General features: G+C 62.9%; 11 protein-coding genes. 3 read left to right on the top strand and 8 right to left on the bottom strand.

Going from position 1 to position 21,983, the window contains the following annotated elements; translation table 11 throughout:
• The first annotated feature begins 164 nt into the window (after positions 1–164).
• Positions 165–1,760 (top strand): ABC transporter substrate-binding protein, encoded by a 1,596-nt coding sequence (locus tag AC0L20_RS17565; RefSeq protein WP_473290118.1) that lies wholly within the window; start codon positions 165–167, stop codon positions 1,758–1,760.
• A gap of 178 nt (positions 1,761–1,938) precedes the next feature.
• Here AC0L20_RS17565 and AC0L20_RS17560 read toward each other — a convergent pair whose 3' ends face one another.
• The gene (locus AC0L20_RS17560) at positions 1,939–4,170 is read right to left on the bottom strand and encodes a CHASE2 domain-containing protein (RefSeq protein WP_473290116.1); all 2,232 of its coding nucleotides are present in this window, start codon (positions 4,168–4,170) and stop codon (positions 1,939–1,941) included.
• A 78-nt stretch (positions 4,171–4,248) separates the two neighbouring features.
• Positions 4,249–12,144 (bottom strand): beta strand repeat-containing protein, encoded by a 7,896-nt coding sequence (locus AC0L20_RS17555; RefSeq protein ID WP_473290114.1) that lies wholly within the window; start codon positions 12,142–12,144, stop codon positions 4,249–4,251.
• Between the two features lie 621 nt (positions 12,145–12,765).
• Here AC0L20_RS17555 and AC0L20_RS17550 point away from each other — a divergent pair.
• Positions 12,766–13,497, top strand: a complete 732-nt coding sequence (locus tag AC0L20_RS17550) for a transglutaminase-like cysteine peptidase (RefSeq protein WP_473290110.1) — start codon at positions 12,766–12,768, stop codon at positions 13,495–13,497.
• Between the two features lie 215 nt (positions 13,498–13,712).
• Positions 13,713–14,837 carry a lysozyme inhibitor LprI family protein gene (locus AC0L20_RS17545; protein WP_473290108.1) on the top strand — a complete coding sequence of 375 codons (1,125 nt, stop codon included), beginning with the start codon at positions 13,713–13,715 and terminating at the stop codon, positions 14,835–14,837.
• A gap of 184 nt (positions 14,838–15,021) precedes the next feature.
• Here the strand turns inward: AC0L20_RS17545 and AC0L20_RS17540 are convergent, their stop codons facing one another.
• The 6 genes from AC0L20_RS17540 to AC0L20_RS17515 all read right to left on the bottom strand — a co-directional run bounded on the left by AC0L20_RS17540 (position 15,022) and on the right by AC0L20_RS17515 (position 21,832).
• Positions 15,022–16,221, bottom strand: a complete 1,200-nt coding sequence (locus AC0L20_RS17540; RefSeq protein ID WP_027570084.1) for an ABC transporter substrate-binding protein — start codon at positions 16,219–16,221, stop codon at positions 15,022–15,024.
• Between the two features lie 79 nt (positions 16,222–16,300).
• Positions 16,301–18,139, bottom strand: coding sequence for an AMP-dependent synthetase/ligase (locus tag AC0L20_RS17535; RefSeq protein WP_473290105.1), 1,839 nt, complete (start codon positions 18,137–18,139; stop codon positions 16,301–16,303).
• 113 nt (positions 18,140–18,252) lie between these two features.
• Positions 18,253–19,041 carry an ABC transporter ATP-binding protein gene (locus tag AC0L20_RS17530; protein WP_473290468.1) on the bottom strand — a complete coding sequence of 263 codons (789 nt, stop codon included), beginning with the start codon at positions 19,039–19,041 and terminating at the stop codon, positions 18,253–18,255.
• A 4-nt stretch (positions 19,042–19,045) separates the two neighbouring features.
• Positions 19,046–19,804 (bottom strand): ABC transporter ATP-binding protein, encoded by a 759-nt coding sequence (locus tag AC0L20_RS17525; RefSeq protein ID WP_473290103.1) that lies wholly within the window; start codon positions 19,802–19,804, stop codon positions 19,046–19,048.
• On the bottom strand, positions 19,801–20,952 hold the full coding sequence (locus AC0L20_RS17520) for a branched-chain amino acid ABC transporter permease (RefSeq protein ID WP_473290101.1): 1,152 nt from the start codon (positions 20,950–20,952) through the stop codon (positions 19,801–19,803). Before AC0L20_RS17520 ends, AC0L20_RS17525 begins: the two co-directional genes overlap by 4 nt.
• Positions 20,953–20,956: 4 nt before the next feature.
• Positions 20,957–21,832: a branched-chain amino acid ABC transporter permease gene (locus tag AC0L20_RS17515; protein WP_007605146.1), complete on the bottom strand. Its 876-nt coding sequence runs from the start codon at positions 21,830–21,832 to the stop codon at positions 20,957–20,959.
• Positions 21,833–21,983: the final 151 nt, after the last annotated feature.

Below are 21,983 nucleotides of genomic sequence, written 5' to 3'. Positions count from 1 at the left end.
TATGCAATGCCTATGCCAATGGGGAAACTTATTCTGCAAATTGCCCCTGCGACGACAAGTCCTTGTGATGACGCCTCGGTGAAAGCACCTCGCTGCCTATTCTGGCATCAAGATTGCAGGTTTGGCTCCGATTGTCCTTGAAGCCTTCCCTGGAGCTTTGGCCCATGCGTATCCGACTATCGACCTGTTTCGCCGTACTTGCACTGGCGTTGTCCGCGATTCCCGCGGGCGCCGAGACTGTGCTGCGCTACGGCATCTCGATGGCGGACATCCCGCTGACGACCGGCCAGCCCGATCGCGGCGCCGGCGCCTATCAGTTCACGGCCTACACCATCTACGATCCGCTCGTGGCGTGGGAGATGGACGTCGCCGACCGCCCGGGAAAGCTGGTGCCGGGACTGGCCACCGAGTGGAAAGTCGATGACGAGAACAAGACCAAATGGCGCTTCACCTTGCGTAAGGGCGTGAAGTTTCACGACGGCAGCGAGTTCAACGCCGATGCCGTGATCTGGAATCTGGACAAGGTGCTCAACGACAAGGCGCCGCAATTCGACAAGCGCCAGAGCGCCCAGGTCAAGACCCGCCTGCCTTCGGTCGCGAGCTACGCCAAGATCGACGACTCCACGGTGGAGATCACCACCAAGACGGTCGACTCGTTCTTCCCCTATCAGATGCTGTGGTTCCTGGTGTCGAGCCCAACGCAATACGAAAAGCTCGGCAAGGATTGGGATAAGTTCGCGAGCCAGCCTTCGGGGACCGGCCCGTTCAAATTGACCAAACTGGTGCCGCGCGAACTCGCCGAGCTGACCAAGAATCCGGATTATTGGAACAAGAAGCGTATTCCCAAGGTCGAAAAGCTCGTGCTGGTGCCGATGCCGGAAGCGCTGACGCGCACCAATGCGCTGCTCGCCGGGCAAGTCGATCTGATCGAGACGCCGGCGCCGGATGCTGTGCCGCAGCTCAAGGCCGCCGGCATGAAGCTCGTCGACAACGTCACGCCGCATGTCTGGAATTATCATCTGAGCGTGCTGCCGGGTTCGCCCTGGACCGACATCCGCCTGCGCAAGGCGCTCAACCTCGCGATCGATCGTGAAGCCGTGGTGGGCCTGATGAATGGCCTTGCGAAACCCGCCAAGGGACAGGTCGATCCGTCGAGCCCGTGGTTCGGCAAGCCGAGCTTCGAGCTGAAATACGATGTCGCCGCGGCGAAGAAGCTGGTCGAGGAAGCCGGCTACTCCAAGGCGAAGCCGCTGAAGGCCACCTTCATCATCGCACAGGGCGGCACCGGCCAGATGCTGTCGCTGCCAATGAACGAATTCTTGCAGCAGAGCTTCAAGGAGATCGGCATCGACATCGATTTCAAGGTCGTCGAGCTCGAGACGTTATACACGCACTGGCGCAAGGGCGCGGCCGACGAGATGAACGCCGGCATCACCGCCAACAACATCGCCTACGTCACCTCGGACCCGCTCTACGCCATCGTCCGCTTCTTCCATTCGAGCCAGATCGCGCCGGTCGGCGTCAACTGGGGCGGCTACAAGAATCCGAAGGTCGACGCGCTGATCGACGAGGCCAAGCAGACCTTCGACAGCGGCAAGCAGGACGAGCTGCTGGCGCAGGCGCATGCGCTGATCGTCGACGACGCCACGCTGGTGTGGGTGGTGCACGACACCAACCCGCATGCGCTGTCGCCCAAGGTCAAGCAGTTCGTGCAGGCGCAGCACTGGTTCCAGGACCTCACGACGATCGGGGCGGAGTGAGGGTTATTGTCGTCCCGGCCTAGTGCGCAATTGCGCACGGGGGGCCGGGACCCATAACCACCGAGTTGGGTTTGGCGACGGCAGCCACTCCAATCTGGCGTAACAACTTCTGCTGCGGAGTATGGGTCCCGGCCTACGCCGGGACGACACTGAGGGCTTGGCTGCCAGCAAACGCCCCCTACTTCGTCAGCAGCGCATACGCCCCGGTCCAGCCCTCGGCCGGCGGATCGACCTGGAATTCCTTGATGCGCACTTCGTAGAGCTTGAACAGCTTCTCCAGCGTGTCGGCATCCTCGCTCCTGCGGCCGCGTTCGATCGCGTCCAGCGCGCCCTGCCAGTCGCGGCTGCGATAGCAGGCGAGCATTTCGATGGTGACGTTGCGCAGGCGCTGGAACGCGCCCGAATGCATCACGTCCGCGCGGCCGGCGATCGCGTAGATCACTTCCGGCTCGGTCTTGCCCTTGACCATGATGAAGTCGAGTTCGAGGATCGCGAACTGGTCCTTGGCGGCGAGCGCGGTCCTCGAGCCGACGATGATCGGAAAGCCATATTCCTTCGATTGGCCCTCTAGGCGCGAGGCCAGGTTGACGCTGTCGCCGAGCACCGAATAGTTCTTCTTCAGGTCGGAGCCCATGTTGCCGACGACGCCGATGCCGGTGTTGAGACCGATACCGACATTGAGCGGGATGTAGACGTGGCCGCCATCAATGGCCTCCTGCTCGCGGTCCTTGTTCACCGCGTCGATCTTCTCCAGCATCTGGATCGCGGCCTCACAGGCGTTGACCTCGTGCTCGGCATCGTCGAGCGGCGCATTCCAGAACGCCATGATGGCGTCGCCCATATATTTGTCGATATAGCCCTTCTGATCGATGATCACGTCGGTGAGCGGTGTCAGGAACCGGTTCATCAGGGCGATGAGCCCTTGCGGATCGTGCTTGTAGGTTTCCGATATGGTGGTGAAGCCGCGCACGTCGGAGAACATGATCGTCATCTCGCGCTCCTCGCCGCCCAGGACGAGCTTTTCCGGCGACTGCGCCAGCTGCTCGACCAGCACCGGCGACATGTATTGCGCGAACATGCCGCGGATCTGCACGCGCTGCCGCTGCTCGCGCACGAAGCTCGCAAAGATCAGCGTCAGATAGATCGCGGTGGTCGAGAGCAGCGGATAAGTGAAGTCGATGAGATAGCGGTGTTGCGCATAGAAGAACCAGGACACTCCGATCAGGATCGCGGCGAAGGTCGCGCCGGCAAGCACGAGGCGCACCGGTCCGAGGTTCGGCGTGAAGATGATGACGAGCAAGCCGATGATGAGCGCGGCGAGCAGCTCGACGCCGAGCGCATAGTTCGGCTGGGAGATCACTGCGCCGCTCAGCACGCTCTCCAGCACCTGGGCGTGGATCTCGACGCCGGGCATGGCCTTCGAGACAGGCGTGGTCTTGATGTCGTTCAGCCCGCCTGCCGAGGTGCCGATCAGCACCAGCTTGCCGGCGATCCTGCTCGGCGACACGCTGTTGTCCAGTACGTCGGCCGCGGAAACGTAGATCGAGGGATCTCCACGCGCGTAATGCACCCAGAGCTGACCGTTCTTGTCGGTCGGGATTTCCACACCTTTGAGCCGGATCGCACGTATGCCGGTCTTGTCCGTCCTGATCAGAAGTGTCGGCGTCCCGGTGGCGACACGAAGGAGTTCCAGGCTCAACGACGGCATGATGTTGCCCTGGGCGAGCATGACCATCGGCACGCGGCGGATCAGACCGTCGCGCTCGGGCCTGATCGAGAACAGGCCGCGACCGGCCGCAACCTTCTCGATCACAGGCACGTTGCGCAGCAAGCCAGGGAAGTCAAACAGGAAGCGCTCGGACCCGTCCTCACCGAGCGTCGCCACGCCCGTGAACGGAAGAGACTTGTCGAGCTCGGAGAGGACCTCCGGAAGCCCGGTCTCGCCCAGCACCACGCGCGAGCGCTTGATCGCTTCGGAGAGGATCTGGTCGTTGCTCGGCAGCTCGCGCAGCTTGGCGCGGGTGGCGTCGTCCAGATAGCGCATCTGGCTCGCGACCAGATCCGGATTGAGCCGATCGGCCTCCGAGAACACCACGTCGAAGCCGATCGCGACCGCGCCGTGACTGGTGAGGTTCTGGATCAGGTCGGCGATCCGCGTCCGCGGCCACGGCCATTGGCCGAGCTTGGCGAGGCTCTTGTCGTCGATGTCGACGATCGTAACCGGCCGCGCCGCCTTGTGGCGCGGATCGATCAACTGAAACATGTCGAAGGTGCGCAGCCGCAGTTCCTGGATCGGCGGCGGATCCCAGAGGCGAGCGCCGGCAAACACGACCAGCAGCGCAAGGCACATCAGCCGCGCAAACCCCAACTTCCGCGCAAACCACCGCCGCAGGATCTTGAGACGTTTCATGGTGGTGGGATATCACGCCGTCCGAGCAAATGGCAGTGGCATCGGATGTCCCGACGGCCGCCTTCCTTAGCGCTACCCTCAGGCATGGAAGATGAAGTCGCTGGCCTGGACCTGCGCGATGTTCTTCAAAAGGATGCTGTCATGCGCATTGATCGTGATGAGTGTATCGTTCCCCGAAAGGGTGGCGTTCTGCTCGATCCAGGCTTGGCCGTCCGTTGTCGTGACGACGGCCGACAGGTCGACATGGTCCTCGCCGGACGTGAAGTTCATGATCACGTCATGGTTCGAATTGGCAGCGAACACGAACTGATCCTGATAGCCGGTCCCGAACAGAACGTCCTTCTGGTCCGTGCTGGCGAGAGTCACCGGGCCTTGTTCGCTCAGGTTGAAGATCAGATTGACCGTATCGGTCGCGCCATGACCGTCGGTCACGGTGACCACGACCTTGTCTGTCGCCGACACGGCCTGGCTTGGCTCGGTATAGGCGAGATAGTGAAGCGCCGAATCGACATTATCCAGCGTATCGGACGTCGATGCGGGATCCACATAAGTGCCCGAACCCGCCGCCGCAGTGAGCGTGAAAGTTTCATTGGCGGCGGCATCGACGTCGTTGACCGAGAGGCCGTGCACGAAGACCTGGTCGCCTTCCTGCGAGACGCTGACCTGGTCGGTGTTGATGACAGGCGCGTCGTTCGCGCCGTCGACGTCCACCGTGAGCAGCGCCGAGGCGGTCGCACCGTGCGAGTCCGTGGTCTGGACCGTAAAGCTATCCTCATGAGATCCGCCCGACAGCGCGTCGATCGCGGTCGCGTTTGGAACGTAAGTATAGTTGCCGTGGGAGTCGACCGTCAGCGAGCCATAGAGGCCCCTCACCGTCCCATCGCTATTCGCATTCAACACGGAATAGGTCAGCGTGTCACCGGTATCGACATCATTGCCGACCAGGTGCCCCGTGAGATTTGAGAAGCTGTTCGCGGCCGCCGTATCCACAAGCTTGCCGATGTTGACATCGGCGAACGTCGGCGTGTCGTTGGCTCCGGTCAAGTCGACTGTATATGTCGCCGTGGTTACGGCGCCGTGCGCGTCCGAAACCTGAACCGTGAAACTATCCGAGTAGGAGCCCGCCGGCAGCGCGTTGATCGAGGCCGCATCGGGAACGTAGGTATAGCTGCCGTCCGCATTGACCGTCAGCGATCCGTAGTCACCCACGACGGTGCCCGTCGCATCGTGATCGGCGTCCAGCACGGCATAGGTCAACGTGTCGCCCGAGTCGGCATCGGTCGCGGCCAGTTGGCCGGTGAGATCAGAGAAGTGATCCGCCAGGGCCGTGTCGGTGAGCTCTCCGAGGCTGCCGTTGGACAACACCGGCGCGTCGTTGGCGCCGGTGACGTTCACCGTGAACGACGCCGTGCCAGTCGCGCCGTGCACGTCCTTGGTCTGGACGGTGAAAATGTCCTGGTAATCGCCTGCCGCCAGAGCGTTGATCGCGGCCGCGTTGGGGGCATACCTGTAAGTGCCGTCATCGGTGACGGTCAGCGTACCGTAGTCGCCCGCCAGTGACGTCACTGCGGTCGTTCCATCGAGCACGGTATATTTCAGCGTCGCTTGCTCGCCGCTGTCGACGTCGGTCCCGGCCAGCGTTCCCATGATGTCCGAGAAACTGTCGTTCGTCGCCGTGTCCACCAGCCCGCCCTTGGTCACCGACGCCAGCGTCGGCGCATCGTTCTTGCCGGTGATCGTGATGGTGACGTCGGCAGTCGTGGTCTGGCCCTGGTGGTCGTCGAGCGTGATGGTCGACACCACCGTCGCGGTCTGGCCCTCGCCGAGGAAATCGAGCTCGCTGTCGACGATCGAATAGCTCCATCCGACCGTGCCGTTGTTCTTCCCGGTCCCGAGGATCGACAACGCCTGCTCGAGCGCCGAGGTCTGACCCGAGGTCAGATTGAATTCCGTGTTGTGGTCGGCAGCCAGCCATGTCGCGGCCTGGTGGGTGATCGTCGCGGTCGGTCGGTCGGTCAGGTCGATGTCAGTGAAGGCGATCGAGCCGGTTGCGGCGGGCACCGGGTCGGAATTGCCGGAGCCGGTGGTGCTTTCGAGCTCGGAGAAACTGGCGCTCAGCGTCGGGGCCGCCGTGTCGAACGCCGGCGCGTCGTCGGTCGCATGCATCGTGATCAGCGTGTGCCCGCCATCGTCGCTGCCCGCGAAATGGGCATCGCGATAGTCACCGACGAGGATCAGGTCGATGGTCTTGCCATCGTTGCCAGTGACCGTGAGCACGCCGCCGCTCGCAGGATCGGCGGCATTGGGCACGTAGACGGCGCTGGTGCCGGGGCCCCACTGGATCGTCGACAATTCGATCGTGTCGTTCACGGACAAGTCCGCGATCGAGCCGTCGAACGTGTCCGCATCGATCTGAAGGCCTGCGCCGTTGCCGGCGAGGTGGATCGTCTGCGCGACCGTACCCTCCAGCGTCAGCAGCGCGCCGACATCGACGGTCACGGAGCCCGTGCCGGTCAGCGAGCCGAACAGCGTCAACTCTCCGTCATGGACCTCGATGGTGCCGGTGTTGATGATAGCGCCGGTAATCGTCGCCGTGCCCCAGCTGTCGATGTGGTTGTGATTGACGAGGCCGGGCCCACTCAGGGAGATCGAGGCGCCGTTGAGGAGATCGATGACACCGTCATTGACGATCGTCGACGCATTGCCGAACACGCTCGTGCCGGCGACCGTCCAGGTGCCGCCGGACTCGTTGTTGAAGGTCGTGCTGGCGACGGAGATATTGCCGTTGATGTGGCCGGTGTTGTTGATCGTGATGCTGCCACCGATCTCGACAATCGCATCGGTCACGGAGGTCACGCTCGAGGCGGGGGCCGGCCCGATGGTGCCCGAATTGTCGATCACCGAACCAGTCGTGTCCTGCTGGACGTGGATCGCAGCATTGCCACCGGTGCCCACGATCGAGCCGGAATTGACGATGTGGATCGAACCGGTCGCGCCCGAAAACTCCAGCGTCGCGCCGACATCGACGATCACCTTGCCTGAACCGGCGATGCCGCCCGCAAGGTCGAGCGTGCCGCTCTGGACCTCGATGATGCCCGTATTGGTGACGCTGCCCGTGACCGTATCGACGCCGGCGCTGTAGAGATTGCCGGCATTGCTCAGGCTGCCACCGTTGATCGAGACGTCGGTCAGATAGAGCTTCGAGGTGCCGTCGACCGTGATCGACCCGGCACTGGTGTTGCTGACGGTGAGATTTGCCAGCTTCAGCGTGCCGTGGTTGACCGCCTCAAGAGCCGCGGTGTTGGCGATATCCTCACCGGAAACGCCGAGCACGCCGCCGTTCGCCTGAATGAGATTATGGTTGGTGATGGCGTGAAGCGTGGCGGGATCGATCGTCAACGTGCCGCTGGTGACGGTGATCGTGCCGGTGTTGGTGATGTCGGCGTTGTTGATCGCGCTCGTGCCGATCGATTCCAGCGTACCGGCAATCGTCACCGCACCGCCGTCGATGGTGGCGCCCTGGAGATCGAGTGTCGAGTTGGACTCGACCGAGACATTACCGCTGCCGGTATTGGTCACCGTCATCCCGATCAGCTTCAGCGTGCCGTTGTTGATGGCTGCAAGCGTGCCCGTGTTGGTGACGGCCTCTCCGCTGATGTCGAGTTCGGCGTGGCTGGCCCGGATCATGCCGCTGTTCGTGATGGTGGTAGCGGAAGTCGTCGCCACCAACGCCAGCAGGCCGTTGAGCGTCGACTCGAGCAGAGTGCCATTCGAGATATTGGCCTCGGTGATGGTCGTGGCGCCGGAGGAAGCAAGCGTACCGACGACGGTGAGCGTGCCGCCGGTCAGGGTCGCACCCGCCAGCGTTAGCTTCTTGGTTGCATCGACCTTGACAATGCCGCCGTTGGCGATCGCGCTGCCGGTCACCGTGGCGTCGTCGAGCGTCAGCGTGATGCCGTTTTCGACCGTGATGGCACCCTTGTTCAGCGCCGCGTTGCCATCGATCTTGCTGTCGCCGGCGACGTTGAGCGTGCCGCCGGACGCACCGTTGAAATTGTTGATGGTGCCGCCTGATATCTCGGTGCCGGCCAGCGTCAGCGTCTGTCCATCATCGATCGTGACGGTATGGCTGGTGTTGGTCAGGATGTCGTTGAGCAGCGTCGCCGCGCCGGCGATCTCCAACGTGCCGTTGTTGGTGATCGCCCCCTTGGACGCAGCTGAGGCCCCCTGGACCGTGGCGCCGTTCTTGAGCTTGACGGTGTTGTCGAGCTCGATGCCTGCATTGTCCGTGATCGTCGAGCCCGACACCGTGATGCCGTCCAGCGTCAGCTTGGCATTGGCGCTAACTGTGGCCGTGCTCAGCGTAGCGCCGCCATCGATCTTGCTGGCGTCGGCGACGTCGATGGTGCCGGGACCGTCGATCGTGCCGCCTGATATCTCAGTGCCGGACAGCGTCAGGGTCTTGCCGCCGTCGACATGAACGGTGTGGCCGGTGTTGGTGAGGACATCGTTGAGCAGTGTCGCCGCGCCGGCAATCTCCAGCCTGCCGGTGTTGGTGATCGGGCCGTCCTGGATCTTGGCGTTGCCAGCCAGTTGCACGGTGCCCTTCAGCACCACGCTGCCGCCGCCGCTGATCGTCGAGCCCGACACCGTCATGCCATCGAGCGTCAGCGCGATGCCGTTCCCGACAGTGACCGTGCTCGTGCTCAGCGTCGCGGCGCCATCGATCGTGCTGGCGCCAGCGACGTCGATGGTGCCGGGGCCGTCGATCGTGCCGCCTGTGATCTCAGTGCCGGACAGCGTCAGGGTCTTGCCGCCGTCGACATGAACGGTGTGGCCGGTGTTGGTGAGGACGTCATTGAGCAATGTCGCCGCGCCGGCGATCTCCAGCGTGCCGGTGTTGGTGATCGGGCCATTCTGGATCTTGGCGTTGCCTTCCAACAGCACGGTGCCCTTCAGCACCACGCTGCCACCGCCGCTGATCGTCGAGCCCGACACCGTCATACCATCGAGCGTCAGCGCGATGCCGTTCTCGACAGTGACCGTGCTCGTGCTCAGCGTCGCGCCGCCATCGATCGTGCTGGCGCCGGTAACGTCGATCGTGCCGAGACCGTTAATCGTGCCGCCGCTGATCGTGGCCCCGTTCACTGTCAGCTTGCCGGTGGCGTCGACCGTGACGTTGCCATTGTTGGTGACGCCGGAGCCCTGGTCGATGGTCAGCCAGCCATTCGCCAGCACCTTGATCGTGCCGCTGGAGGTGTTTGCGACGGTCTCGTGGGCGAACTCCGCCGTGCCCTTGACGTTGACCGCTCCTGAATTGTTCAGCGTGCCGTCCTTGAGGACGCTGGTGCCGTCGAGTTCCAGCGTGCCGGCGATGGTGACCGTGCCGCCGCTGATGGTGGCGGTGTCGACGATCAGCGTCGTGCCGGCATCGGCCTTCAGCGTGCCACCGGCATTGTCAATTCCGGCCAACGTCGTCAGCGTGCCGCCGAACAGCTCGATCGTGCCGGAATTGGTGATCGTGGTGCTCTTGGCGAAATCGCCGCCGCCCTTGAGCGTCAGGTAGCCGGCGTTGGTGAGGACGCTACTGTCCAGGAACTCAGCCTTGCCACCAACCGAGATCGTGCTGGCCGTGAAATTGGTGAGCTTCGAATCGGCCTTGAGGCTGACCTCGCCCGCAATCGTCAACGCACTCTTGTTGATGACTTCCGGTGCCGTGTGGCCGACCGTGGTGTCGTAGTCGTTCATCGTGATCGACTTGGCATAAGCAGCCGCGTCGATCGTCACCGGATAGGACGGCGTCAGCCCGTGCAATTGATCCGTGATGACGATGACGTCGTCATTGATGGTGGGGACCGTGCCGGTTTCCCAGTTCGCCGCGTCCTTCCAGAAGCCGCCGGAGGGAGCGCCGGCATGGTCGGTCGCGATCCACACCACGGCGGGAGCGTCGGTGCCGGTGATCGTGACGGTGATGGTCTGCTGCGAGGTGGCGCCTTGCGCGTCCTTGAGCGTCACGGTGTAGACCAGCGTCAGCACCTCACCCTTGGGGATGAAGTCGGCGAGGTAGACCGGCAGCTCGGCCAGCGACCAGTTGATGGTGCCGGTGCCGTCCCCGGTGCTATCGGCGCCCGCCGCGATCGCGACCGACATCGCGCTCTGGAACGCAGCAAGCGGGCCCGGCGGAACGGTACCATCAGGCAGGGTCGCGCTGGTCAGCTTGACAGCGACCGTGTGGGTGTCGGTGAGGTCGACATCATTGAAGGTCAGCGTGCCCGAAGTCGGCACCTCGCTGGTGAGCGGGCCACCCGGCACGCTGGTGCCGCCTTCGAAGACGATGACCGGAACGCTGGTGGTGATCACCGGCTTGTCGTTGGTGCCGGTGATCGTGATGGTGATGTCGATGGTCGACGCTTCGGCATTGACCGAGAAATTATTGTTGACGCGGACCTTGTAGGTCAGCGTCAGCGTCTCACCCGCCGCGAGAAAGTCGAAGACGTGGTCGGGAATCGTGTAGGTCCAGACCGCCGAGCCGTGGTTGGTGTTGCCGCCATTGGCGACCACGTCGATGTTGATCAGCGTCGCAGCAATGTCCTGCTTCTGGAGCGCGGTGAGCGATCCGGTGACATCGTGCAGCCCGGCGTCCTTGTAGACGTAGTTGGGCGCGTCGGCGACGCTCATGCTCACCGTCGGCCGGTCGCCCAGGTTCTGGTCGTCGAAGGTGATCAGGCCGGAGATCGTGTCGGAATGCGTCGTGTCGCCGGTCGTATCCGCGCGCTCAGTCAGCGCGAACGCCTTCTGCACATTGCCGTTGAGATCAAGACTGCGCGCAAGGGGCGGGCCGGGAATGCGGGTGCTGGTCGCCGGATCATGGCCGGGCCCCGGCGATGTCGGCTCAGTGAGATGCGTGAAGGTCGCGGTCGCGGTGGCACCGGTATCCGTCTTGATGAAGACAATGTTGCCGGTCTGCGTGATCGAGTCGGTGAAGTTCTGGGTCAGCTTGGTGTTGCTGTTGTTGTCCGTGAACTTCAGCGTGAACACGTCCGTGATCAGCTTCTGGATGTCCGGCGACATCAGGGCATTGGAGATCGAGACGTTGCCGCCGCTGATCTGGATCATCTGGCCGGCCTGGTTGACCGTCGCGATCGGCAGCAGCGTGACCTTGTCGAACAGGATGTAGGAGCCCGTCGTGCCGTTCGGCTCGACCAGCACCTGGAAGCTCGCCTGTGGCTGCGGATCGCCGCCGCCGGCGGGAACGACGAAGTTGATCTGGCTCAGCACCGCCGTGCCCCGGATGCCCATGGTGGCGACCGGCGTGTCGACCTTCATGTCGCCGTGCTTGGCGGTCTCGCCGGCGACGAAGGTGATGGTGCCCGCGACCAGACTGAGCAGCGAGGAATTGTTCGACCCGTTGGGGTCGTAGACCATCTCGTTCAGCACCATCCGCGCATTGGAGGACAGGCCGAACACCGTGCCGTCGATGAACGTGATGCCGAGCGTCGAGTCGCCGCCGGTCGAGACCACGTCGCCCTTCTCGACATTGTCGCCGTTGTTCAGGATGACGGAGACGCCGTTCCGGACGGCGGTCGCGCTGCCGGAGAGCTTGGTGACGTGGCCGATGACCTGCGCGGCGGCAATGCCGGAGGCGGCCTGCGCGTATTGCACATGGCCGGTGAGTGCGTTGACGACGTCGCCGGTGAGGTGCGCGCCGTCGGGCGAGGCGATCGCCGCGCGCTTGTCGCCCCTGAAATAATCGTGAACGACGAAATCGTGCCCATCATGGGACAGCACGAGGTCGAGACCGGCACGCTTGAAATCGCCATTGAAGATCAGATTCGGGTCGGGAACGACGAACGCGCCATCAGGCACGTGACCGTGCGCCTTGGCGGTAAAGGAATCGACATGGCCATCGGCGGGCGATCGGGAACCCAAGCCGTCCAAGGAAATCGCGGCGTCAAATTTGCCAGCGTAATTCAATCCAGGCACCAAAAAAGGGAGTTAAAATCTAAGTAAGTATCGCTCGCCTAAACTTGCATATCATTACCAAGTCCTTAGCGAAACCACCTATTGCTTGTGTGATTTGGCGTCACCAAGCGGTCGATGCTCTCAGGCGGCTGGGCGTCCGCAGAGAAGCCAAAGTAATTTTCGAAATACTCATAAGTAAAGTAGCGCTTATTTTCGCTCATTTCCAGTAACCCCATGTATTCTATTGTAGAAATACCACAATAGATACTTCTGTCATCTTTTGTTCGTGGATCCCCGCACCACCCTGCGGCAAATACGGGGCCAAATCTGTGATCCAACTAACAGAAGCCGTGAAATAGCGAGCCGTTAGCCATAAGGCGCAGAATCAGTTCCACGACAACTTGTGCCTGCAATTGGTCCTTCTTCGCGGCAACTGCCGTCCTCCTAGCCGGCGAATCGTAAAATTTTACGCAATTTGAGCAGGCCCGTTTCAGCCTGTTGCCCGGTTTTGGGACCCCAGCCGGGCGCGTTAAGCAGAACAAAACCGGCCGCCTCGCACTATCTCCGCGAAAGCAACAAAGCCCGGCACGTGCAGGTCGAGGGGGACCTGGCGAAGCCGGAAGGGGATGTCAGATGGAGACCGCTGCTCGCTCGCGCGCTTGGCGCGCAATCGTTGTGCTGTGCGGATTGATCCTGCTCGGATCGGCCGCCGAGCTTCGCGCTGGCACGCTACTGTCGCCGGGGGCCGGCGTCCTCGTGCGCAAATCTGCCGAGCCGTTCGGCGTGTTCGCCTTCGCTATCTCCGCCGGCAGCCTGCAACAGAAATGGCTCGCGCTGAGGTCCAGGCTCGACGATGACATGGTGCAGCTCGCGCTGTGCGACGGCGACCGGGACAATTGCGCGTCGCCTGCTGCGCTGAAACTGCTCGCCATCGTCGACCAGGCCCGCAGCCGTGACGGCCGCGCTCTGCTGGGCGAAACCAATCGCGCCATCAACCTCGCCATCCGTGCCGCCGATGACGGTTCTGAGGACGTCTGGAGCTCGCCGCTCGCGACTTTCGCGCGTGGCGCCGGGGATTGCGAGGACTATGCCATTGCCAAGCTCGCCGCCCTTAAGCTGGCGGGCGTCGCCGCCGAAGATCTACGCATCGTCGTCGTGCGCGACATCCGCGCCGGCGAACAGCATGCGGTTGCCGCTGCACGGCTCGACGGGCACTGGCTGATGCTCGACAACCGCCGCATGGCAATGGTCGAGGACGACGCCGCACGGAGCTACCAGCCGTTGTTCGTACTCTACCGGTCGGCCGTGATGAAATATGTCGACGAACCCGTGCGGTTCTCGATGGTCGCCGCCGAGGCGCGTTGATTTTCTTGTAGCCGGGATGGAGCCACCGGGTCCGCGCACAGCGCCGCCCGATGACGGGCTCCGCAAAATCCGCGGCCGCTGCCGCCTGTCGCACGAATCCCGGATTGCGCTGCGCTCCATCCGGGCTACCAGCACAAAGTGCGCTTACCCACAAACCCATTCCACAGTGCGATCCGGGACGCTAGCATGGCCGCGGCTATGCGGGGGCGACTGGAATGCGGTTCATCGTGCTGACTGTGCTTGCGCTGCTGTCCTTGCCGGCGGCTCCAGGCTTCGCGCAATCCAGCCCGTCCGACCGCGGCGTCGCCGACAGGCTGCCGCTGTTCGCCAGGAACAACTGCCAGCAGATCCGCGATCCCGGCAATCAATTGTTCTGCGGTGATGCCGAACTTGCCGCCGCCGCCGAGAAGCTGAGCACGGGAATCGAGGCGCGGCTTGCCCGCCTGCCCGATCGCCTGCCTGGAATCGAGGAGAACGCGATCTGGATTCGCCAGCGCAACCTCGGTTGCGGCATCGTCGGCCAGACCGCGATCCGCACCGACGATTTCGACCGGGTGAAGGCATGTCTTCTCAAGGTGACCGATGAGCGCGCAGCGATCGTGCGCGATCCGGATTTCGACTGTCTCGCGGCCAACACCGCCGCGGGCGCGCTGATCTGTGCGGACCCGTCGCTGGCGCTTGCCGAGACCGAGTTGAACAGCCAGGTTCTCGGCCTGATCGGCAAGCTCGATCCGACCGCGGCCCGCTTTGCCTTCGCCGAATATGGCCGGTGGACGCGGGAGCGCGATCGCAAATGCAATCTGGTCGGCAAGGAGAATGTGCCGCTCGGGGAGCTCGAGTCCGCGGAGGACTGTCTCGCCGGCTATCTGAAACACAAGGCCGACGAGATTGGCGGGGCGAAAGGCGATCCGAAGAAGGTGTTCGGCCGGCAGGTCGCAGCCCGCGCGCCCGACACTGATGCCGTCGATTTCTGCGCCGCGCGAATCCACGCGGCCAATTCCTGCGGCAACTTTCTCCGCATCAACCGCGTCTACGCGCTCGACAGCCAGGTGGGCGAGCAGGAGGCGCAGGTCACGGGCGAAATCGAGATGGCCGTACTGGCGCCCTTCGCCACCTGCAGCAAGATCGCCACGACGTGCACGGGCACCTGCTGGAACGCCACAACGGGTCGTCCGCAGCCTGGCGTCGGCAACAAGGAGCGCTCCGCAGACGCCTTCAACGTCACACGCCGCCTTCGAATCCAGCGCACGTTTGCGTTTGTCAAAGCCGCCGACGGCTGGCGCTGCCGGGAAGACGAGTTGGCCCCGGTGAATTCAGGCACCGCGGGTGGAGGATCGTAGGGCTGTGTCCTCTCCCTCGCCCCGTTCTTACGGGGTCGCGACGAGCTTCGCTCGCGCTGAGAGGGTTGAGGTGAGGGGCTGCTTCAGCGAATCGGGTGACAGTTAGACTCGCGGAGAGCCCCCTCACCCGGAATTTGCTGCGCAAATTCCGGCCTCTCCCCGCATGCGGGGAGAGGCGAAGAAATCAAAACATCAGGTTGTCCTTCACCAGAACCCAGCGGCCGCCCTTGACCTGCTGCACCTGGGTGATGGTGTTGGCGAGGTGGTCGGTCTTGGAGAATTTGGTCGGCGGCGAGTTGAAGATGTCGAGGAACTTGTCGCCCGATTCCAGCGCGTCCAGCATCTTCTGGCCGGTCAGATCCTTGCCCGCCTTGTTGGCGTAGAACGCAAACGTCGTCACCGCATTGTAGCCGATGATCGCCTGGGTGTTGGCATCGGTGTTGAACATCTTCTTGTAGTTGATGAGCCAGTCGTGGACCTTGCCCTTGGCGGTGTCCTCGTAGGGGATCTCGAAGCCGCTCGCCGCATAGAGGCCCTCGACGGCGTCCTTGCCGAGCGCCGGCACTTCCAGCACGTTGGTCGGCGTCGCCCCCAGGAAAGTAACGTCCCAGCCGAGCTTCTTCGCCTCCGTCATCGCGCCGATGGTCTCGCGGATCACGGTGCCGAGCACGACGAGATCGCAACCGTCGGACTTCATCTTGGCGATCTGCGCGCTGAAATCGGAGGCGCCGCGCTTGTAGCTCGTCACCGACGCCGGCTGCAGCTTCATGGCCGTCAATTGCTGGGTGAAGCCGTCGAGCACGTTCTTTCCATACTCGTCATCCTGATGCATGATGCAGGGCTTCTGGAAGTTCTTCCACTCCACCATGTATTTCAGCGCGGCGCGCGTGCTCTCGACATAGGGCAAGAGGTTGTTGAACTTCAGCCGCTCCTGCGGCTTGGCCGGGTCGAATTTGAAGGTGAACTCGGCGGCAGTCAGCGGGAAGAGCTGGAGCACGCCGGCATCGAACAGGATGTCCTGCGCGGCGAGCGTCGGCGCCGATCCCATCGAGCCGATCATTGCAAATATCTTGTCGCGCTCGACCATCTTCTGCGACGCCAGCACACCCTTCTTCGGATCGTAGCCGTTATCCTCGAGGATCATCCTGATTTTGCGGCCATTGATGCCGCCGGCCGCGTTGATTTCCTCGACAGCCATCTTCATGCCGTTCGAGACCGGCACGCCCCAGACCTTGATCGGCCCCGACAGATCCTGATGGGTGCCGATGACGATCTCGGAGGCCGAGATACCTTCATTGGTGACCTTGGTCTGCGCTGCGGCAGGCAAGCAGGTGAGCACCACCGCGCCTGCCGCAAAGCCGAACGTTCTCAACGATCTCGACATTGACGTCTCCTCTCCTTGGGGCCCTTATGATGCGAAGGGTGGGGCCATCACTCCTTCGCTGTTATTCAAACAGGATTGTTCAAGCCACCGCCCGCGTCGGATACATTGCGTCGATCTCGGCGGCATAGCGCTTGTTCACGAAGCCGCGCTTCAGCTTCATGGTCGGCGTCAGCTCCTCGTCCTCCGGAGTGAGTTGCCGTTCGATCAGATAGAATCTCTTGATGGTCTCGACGCGGGCAAAATTGGCATTGACCGCTTCGATCTCGCGCCAGATCAGGTCCTGGATCTCCGCCGCGCGGCACAGGCTGGCATAATTGGTGAAGGGGATGTCGTGGTCCTGCGCGAACTTCTCGACATTCTCCTGGTCGATCATCACGAGGCAGGTGAGGTATGGCCGCTTGTCGCCGATCACCACGGAATCCGAGATGTAGGGCGAGAATTTCAGCTGATTCTCGATCTCGGACGGCGTGATGTTCTTGCCGCCCGAGGTGATGATGATGTCCTTCATCCGGTCGGTGATGCGGACGAAGCCCTCATTGTCGATGGTGCCGACGTCGCCGGTATGCAGCCAGCCGCGATGGTCGATGGTCTCTGCTGTCCTCTCCGGCTGGTTCAGATAGCCCATGAACAGGAAGTCGCCCCGGATCAGGATCTCCCCGTCGGGCGACAGCGCCACTTCACCCCACGACACCGCCTTGCCGACCGAGCCGAGCTTGATCCGCTCCGCCGGCATCATGGTGGCGACCCCGCAATTCTCGGTCTGGCCGTAGAGTTCGTGGATATCGATGCCGAGCGCGAGATACCAGCGGATCAGCTCCGGTGCGATCGGCGCCGCGCCGGTGAAGGCGATGCGGCAACGGTCGAGCCCAATCATGCGCCGGATGTTGCGGAAGGCGAGCCGGTAAGCGATGCCGTTGGCGAGCCGCAACGACAGCGGCGGCGGCTTCCCTTCGATCCTGCAATCGACCATGCGATAACCGATATCGATGGCGCGGCGGTAGACCCATTGCTGCAGCGGCGTCGCGTCCTTTAGGGCGATAGTGATCGCGGAATAGAATTTCTCCCAGATCCGCGGCACCGCGAGGAAGATGGTCGGCTGCACCTCGCGCAGATTGTCCGGCACCGTCTCCGGACTCTCGGCAAAATTCATCACCGAGCCGAGCGCGACCGAGATGTAGTAGCCGCCGATCCGTTCGGCGACGTGGCAGAGCGGCAGGAAGATCAGCCGGTCCTCGTTCTCGCGCGCCGGAATGAAATCGTTGGCGTGCCGCATCTGGTGCGTGACGCTGCGGTTGGCGTGCATGGCGCCCTTCGGCGGGCCCGTGGTGCCGGATGTATAGACGAGGACCGCGAGATCGCTCGCGCTGCGACTGTCGATCATCTCCTGCCATAGCGCCTCACGGCCGGCCATGTGGTTGCGCCCGAGCGCACGGAATTCGTCGAGGGACATCACCATCTCATCGGAGAAGCCGCTGAGGCCCTCCATGTCGAACACGATGATCTTTCGCAGAGACGGACAGCGTGCGCGGCAGGCCAGGATCTTGTCGAGCTGCTCCTCGTCCTCGGCGAAGATCACTTTCGTCCGGGAATCGTTGACGAGATATTCGACCTGGGATGAGGCATCGGTCGGATAGATCCCGGAAGAGACGCCGCCGGCGCACAGAATGCCCATGTCGACATGGACCCATTCCGGCACGGCGTTGGCGATGATCGAAGCAACGTCGCCGGGCCTGAAGTCGATCGCGTGCAGCGCGTAGGCGATCTCCTTCGAGATCTCCAGCCATTCGCGCCAGCTGGTCGGCTGCCAGATCCCGAATTTCTTCTCGCGTATAGCCGGCCTGTCGCCCCGCGTTTCCGCAGCGCGCAAAAAGCTCTTCGCGATCGTGTCAGCGACCGTCAGCATCGCCGGTCGGGCCATTCACGTCTCCTCCTTGTCGCGTTCCCCTCCGCTGCCTGCCTTGCCGGCGGTCTATTGTTCCGGACGGGTCTCCCGATCTAACGCCAATTCTTCCTTCAATGCCAAGTCTTGCTTCAACGCCAAGTCTTCTTCTTTTTCCAGCGCCGCTCGCCTCGTGCGCCCGCTTCCTTGGCGCCGAGGTAGAATTCCTGGATGTCCTTCGAATGCATCAAGCGGTCGCAGCTGTCGTTCATCACGATCCGGCCGATCTCCAGCACATAGCCATAATGCGCCGTCTCCAGCGCCACCTTGGCGTTCTGCTCGACCAGCAGGATCGACATGCCCTGCTCCTCGTTGACGCGACGGATGATCGTGAAGATCTCCTTCACCAGCAGCGGCGACAGCCCGAGCGAGGGCTCGTCGAGCAGCAACAGCGTCGGCCGGTTCATCAGTGCGCGGCCGATTGCGAGCATCTGCTGCTCGCCGCCGGAGAGCTGTCCGGCCGGCTGGTTGATGCGCTCCTTCAGCCGCGGGAAGTAGCCGTAGACGCGCTCCAGATCGTCCGCAACGCCGTCACGATCCTTGCGCGGATAGGCACCCATCATCAGGTTCTCGCGCACGGAGAGGAACGGGAACACCTCGCGTCCCTCCGGCACATGGCTGAGGCCCAGCCGCACGATCCTGTCCGCCTCCATGCGCTGGATCGACTTGCCCATGAACTCGATGGCGCCCTTCTGCGGATCGAGAATGCCCGAGATCGTCTTCAGCACCGTGGTCTTGCCGGCGCCGTTGGCGCCGAGCAGCGTGACGATGCGGCCGCGCGGCACTTCGAGCGAGATGCCGCGGATCGCCATGATCGGCCCGTAATAGCTCTCGATGTTGGAGAGTTTCAGGATGATGTCTGGTGTCGCCACGGCATCCATCGCGTCAGGCGCCCAGATAGGCGGCGACGACATCGGGGTGCTGTTGCACTTCGGCAGGCGAGCCCATCGCCAGCACCCGGCCGTAGTTCAGCGCGATGACGCGGTCGGAGACGCGGTTGACCAGCGACATGTCGTGCTCGACCATGAGCACGGTGACGCCGAGCTCGCTCTTGAGGTCGCGGATCCAGAACGACATGTCGTCGGTCTCCTCCACGTTAAGGCCCGAGGACGGCTCGTCGAGCAGGATCAGCTTCGGCTCCGAGCACAGCGCGCGCGCCAGCTCGATCACCTTGCGCGCGCCGTAAGGCAGACCCGAGATCAGCTTGTCGCGGTAGGGTTCGAGATCGAGGAATTCGATGACCTGCTCCACCCTGCGGCGATGCACCTTCTCGTCGGCCCGTACGCCCGGCAGGAACAACAGTTCCTGCCAAAGCTGCGTGGTCGAATGCCGGTGGCGTCCGACCAGCAGGTTCGACAACACCGTCGCGTTCTCGAACAGCTCGATGTTCTGGAACGTGCGAGCGATGCCGAGCCTTGCGATGTCGTGGGGCGGCTGCTCCGTGATGTCCTGATCCTCGAAGAAGATGCGGCCGGAGGTCGGCCGGTAGATCCGCGAAATCAGGTTGAAAATCGAGCTCTTGCCGGCGCCGTTCGGCCCGATGATCGAGAGGATCTCGCCCCTCTCGACCGCGAACGACACCGCATCGACGGCCTTCAGCCCGCCGAAATGCAGCGACAAGCTCTCGGCGCGAAAATAGCTCATCGGTTGCGCTCCGACTTCACATAGATCTTCTGCCGCTTGAAGGTGGCGCGCTTGTAGAGCGGGAACAGCTGGAAGAAGAGTTTGATCTTGAGCCAGCGGCCGTAAAGCCCGAGCGGCTCGAACAGCACGAACAATACGATGATGATGCCGTAGATCGCGCCTTTCAGGCCGTTGAGCGAGGCAAAGGCCGCGACCTTGGACTGGACATTGGCCGCGGCTTGCGTGCCCGCTCCGAAGGTCGCGGCAATGCCGGCGATGATGCCGGGCATGTCGTCCTTGAGGTAGGTCAGGAACGGATCGATCATCACGATGAAGATCGCCCCCAGCACCGCGCCGTGCAGGCTGAAGGTGCCGCCGATCAGGATTACGATGATGAACTCGATCGAGAGTTGGAGCGTGAACATCTCCGGCGAGATGAAGGAGAGCTTGTGCGCGAACAGCACGCCGGCGAAGCCGGTGATTGCGGCGGAGATCGCAAAGGACTTCACCTTGTACAGCGCGACATTGACCCCCATGCTGCGCGCCGCGGTCTCACTGTCGCGGATCGCGACGAAGGCGCGCCCCGTGGGCGACCGCAGCAGATTGAGCGTACCGACGATGGTCAGCACCAGCACGGCGAGGCAGAGGAAATAGAAGGTGGGGCTGTCGCGCGAGACTGCGATCCCAAACAGCGACACCGCCTTGATCCGCATGCCCTCGTTGCCGTTGGTGACGCTCTCCCAGCGCGCCAGGATCTCCTCGACGATGAAGGCGAAGGAGATGGTGGCGATGACGAGATAGATGCCTTGCAGCCGCAGCGCGGGGAAGCCGACCAGCGCACCGATCAGCCCGGTCAGGAGCCCGGCGGCGAGAAAGTAGACCGGGAACGGCACACCATATTTCTGCAAATAGGCCGCCGTATACGCACCGATCGCGAGAAACGCCGCATGCCCGAGCGAGGCCTGCCCGGTGAAACCGGTCAAAATCAGCAGCGCCACGCCGACGGTCGCATAAATGCAGACGAAGACGAGCTGGCTCATCAGATAGCTGGAGAGCACATAGGGCGCGATCAGCAGCACGGCCAGCAGAAGACCGTATGAGACGTAATAGCCCGAATGCGGAAACAGCCTGATGTCGTCCTCGTAGTCGGTCTTGAACAGGAAGCGCATGCGCTCAGACCTTCTTGCGGACGTGAAGGCCGAACAGGCCTTCGGGCTTGAGCAAGAGCACGGCGAGCAGCACGATGTAGGGCGCGACGTCCTTCCAGCCCTCGGCCAGATAGAAGCCGGCCATGCTCTCAATGACGCCGATCAGGACGCCGCCGACGACGGCGCCGGGGATCGAGCCGAAGCCGCCGAGCACGGCGGCCGGAAACGCTTTCAGGCCCAGCACCAGACCGACATTGGAATGGATGAAGGTGATCGGCGCCAGCAGCACGCCGGCACAGGTCGCAACCGCCGCGCTGATCGCCCAGACGATCGACACCACGCGCTTGACCGGAATGCCCATGTAATAGGCGGCCAGCATGTTCTCGGAACTGGCGCGCATCGCGGTGCCGAGCGTGGTCTTGTTGAAGAACAGCCAGAGCAGCGCGCAGAGGATGACCGTCGCAGCGATCACCGAGAGCTTGTCATGGGCGAGCACCAGCGAACCGATCCGCAGCACGCCCTGGCTGAACGGCGTGTCGATCTTGAAATCGTCGGTGCCCCAGATCATGCCGGAGACCGAGCGCAGGAAATAGCCGAGCCCGATGGTGGCCATGATGATGGAGAATTGCGGATAGCCGAGGATCGGCCGCACCACCACGCGCTCGGCCAACATGCCGAACAGCGCCATTGCCGCCACCGCGCCGGCAAAGCCGACCCAGTAGTTCAGCCCCATCATGCCGATGAAGGTGAAGGCAAAGAAGCCGCCCAGCATCATCAGATCGCCCTGGGCGAAATTGACGACCTCGGTGGCCTTGTAGACAAGCACGAAGCCGAGCGCGATCAGGCCGTAGACGCAGCCGAGCGCAACACCGCTGACCAGCTGCTGAACGAAATCCAGCATCGTCGCGCATCCTCCCGATACAACCGGCGGTTCTTCCTGACCGCCTTGCCGCATCTTGTGTTCAGTCGCTACGCAGTCGTTTCGCTGCGTTCGCGCCATTCGTCCCGTCGCCAATTCAGCCTGAACCGCCAAGCGCTGTCAACAAACGGTG

It is taken from the genome of Bradyrhizobium sp. Kon58, assembly GCF_055807455.1.
This window is presented reverse-complemented; position numbering and strand designations above follow the sequence as displayed.

Bases quoted from the DNA above. Each gene is read 5' to 3' on its own strand.
- AC0L20_RS17565 (WP_473290118.1), top strand. From the start codon at position 165: ATGCGTATCCGACTATCGACCTGTTTCGCCGTACTTGCACTGGCGTTG.
- AC0L20_RS17560 (WP_473290116.1), bottom strand. From the start codon at position 4,170: ATGAAACGTCTCAAGATCCTGCGGCGGTGGTTTGCGCGGAAGTTGGGG.
- AC0L20_RS17550 (WP_473290110.1), top strand. From the start codon at position 12,766: ATGGAGACCGCTGCTCGCTCGCGCGCTTGGCGCGCAATCGTTGTGCTG.
- AC0L20_RS17545 (WP_473290108.1), top strand. From the start codon at position 13,713: ATGCGGTTCATCGTGCTGACTGTGCTTGCGCTGCTGTCCTTGCCGGCG.
- AC0L20_RS17540 (WP_027570084.1), bottom strand. From the start codon at position 16,221: ATGTCGAGATCGTTGAGAACGTTCGGCTTTGCGGCAGGCGCGGTGGTG.
- AC0L20_RS17535 (WP_473290105.1), bottom strand. From the start codon at position 18,139: ATGGCCCGACCGGCGATGCTGACGGTCGCTGACACGATCGCGAAGAGC.
- AC0L20_RS17530 (WP_473290468.1), bottom strand. From the start codon at position 19,041: ATGGATGCCGTGGCGACACCAGACATCATCCTGAAACTCTCCAACATC.
- AC0L20_RS17525 (WP_473290103.1), bottom strand. From the start codon at position 19,804: ATGAGCTATTTTCGCGCCGAGAGCTTGTCGCTGCATTTCGGCGGGCTG.
- AC0L20_RS17520 (WP_473290101.1), bottom strand. From the start codon at position 20,952: ATGCGCTTCCTGTTCAAGACCGACTACGAGGACGACATCAGGCTGTTT.
- AC0L20_RS17515 (WP_007605146.1), bottom strand. From the start codon at position 21,832: ATGCTGGATTTCGTTCAGCAGCTGGTCAGCGGTGTTGCGCTCGGCTGC.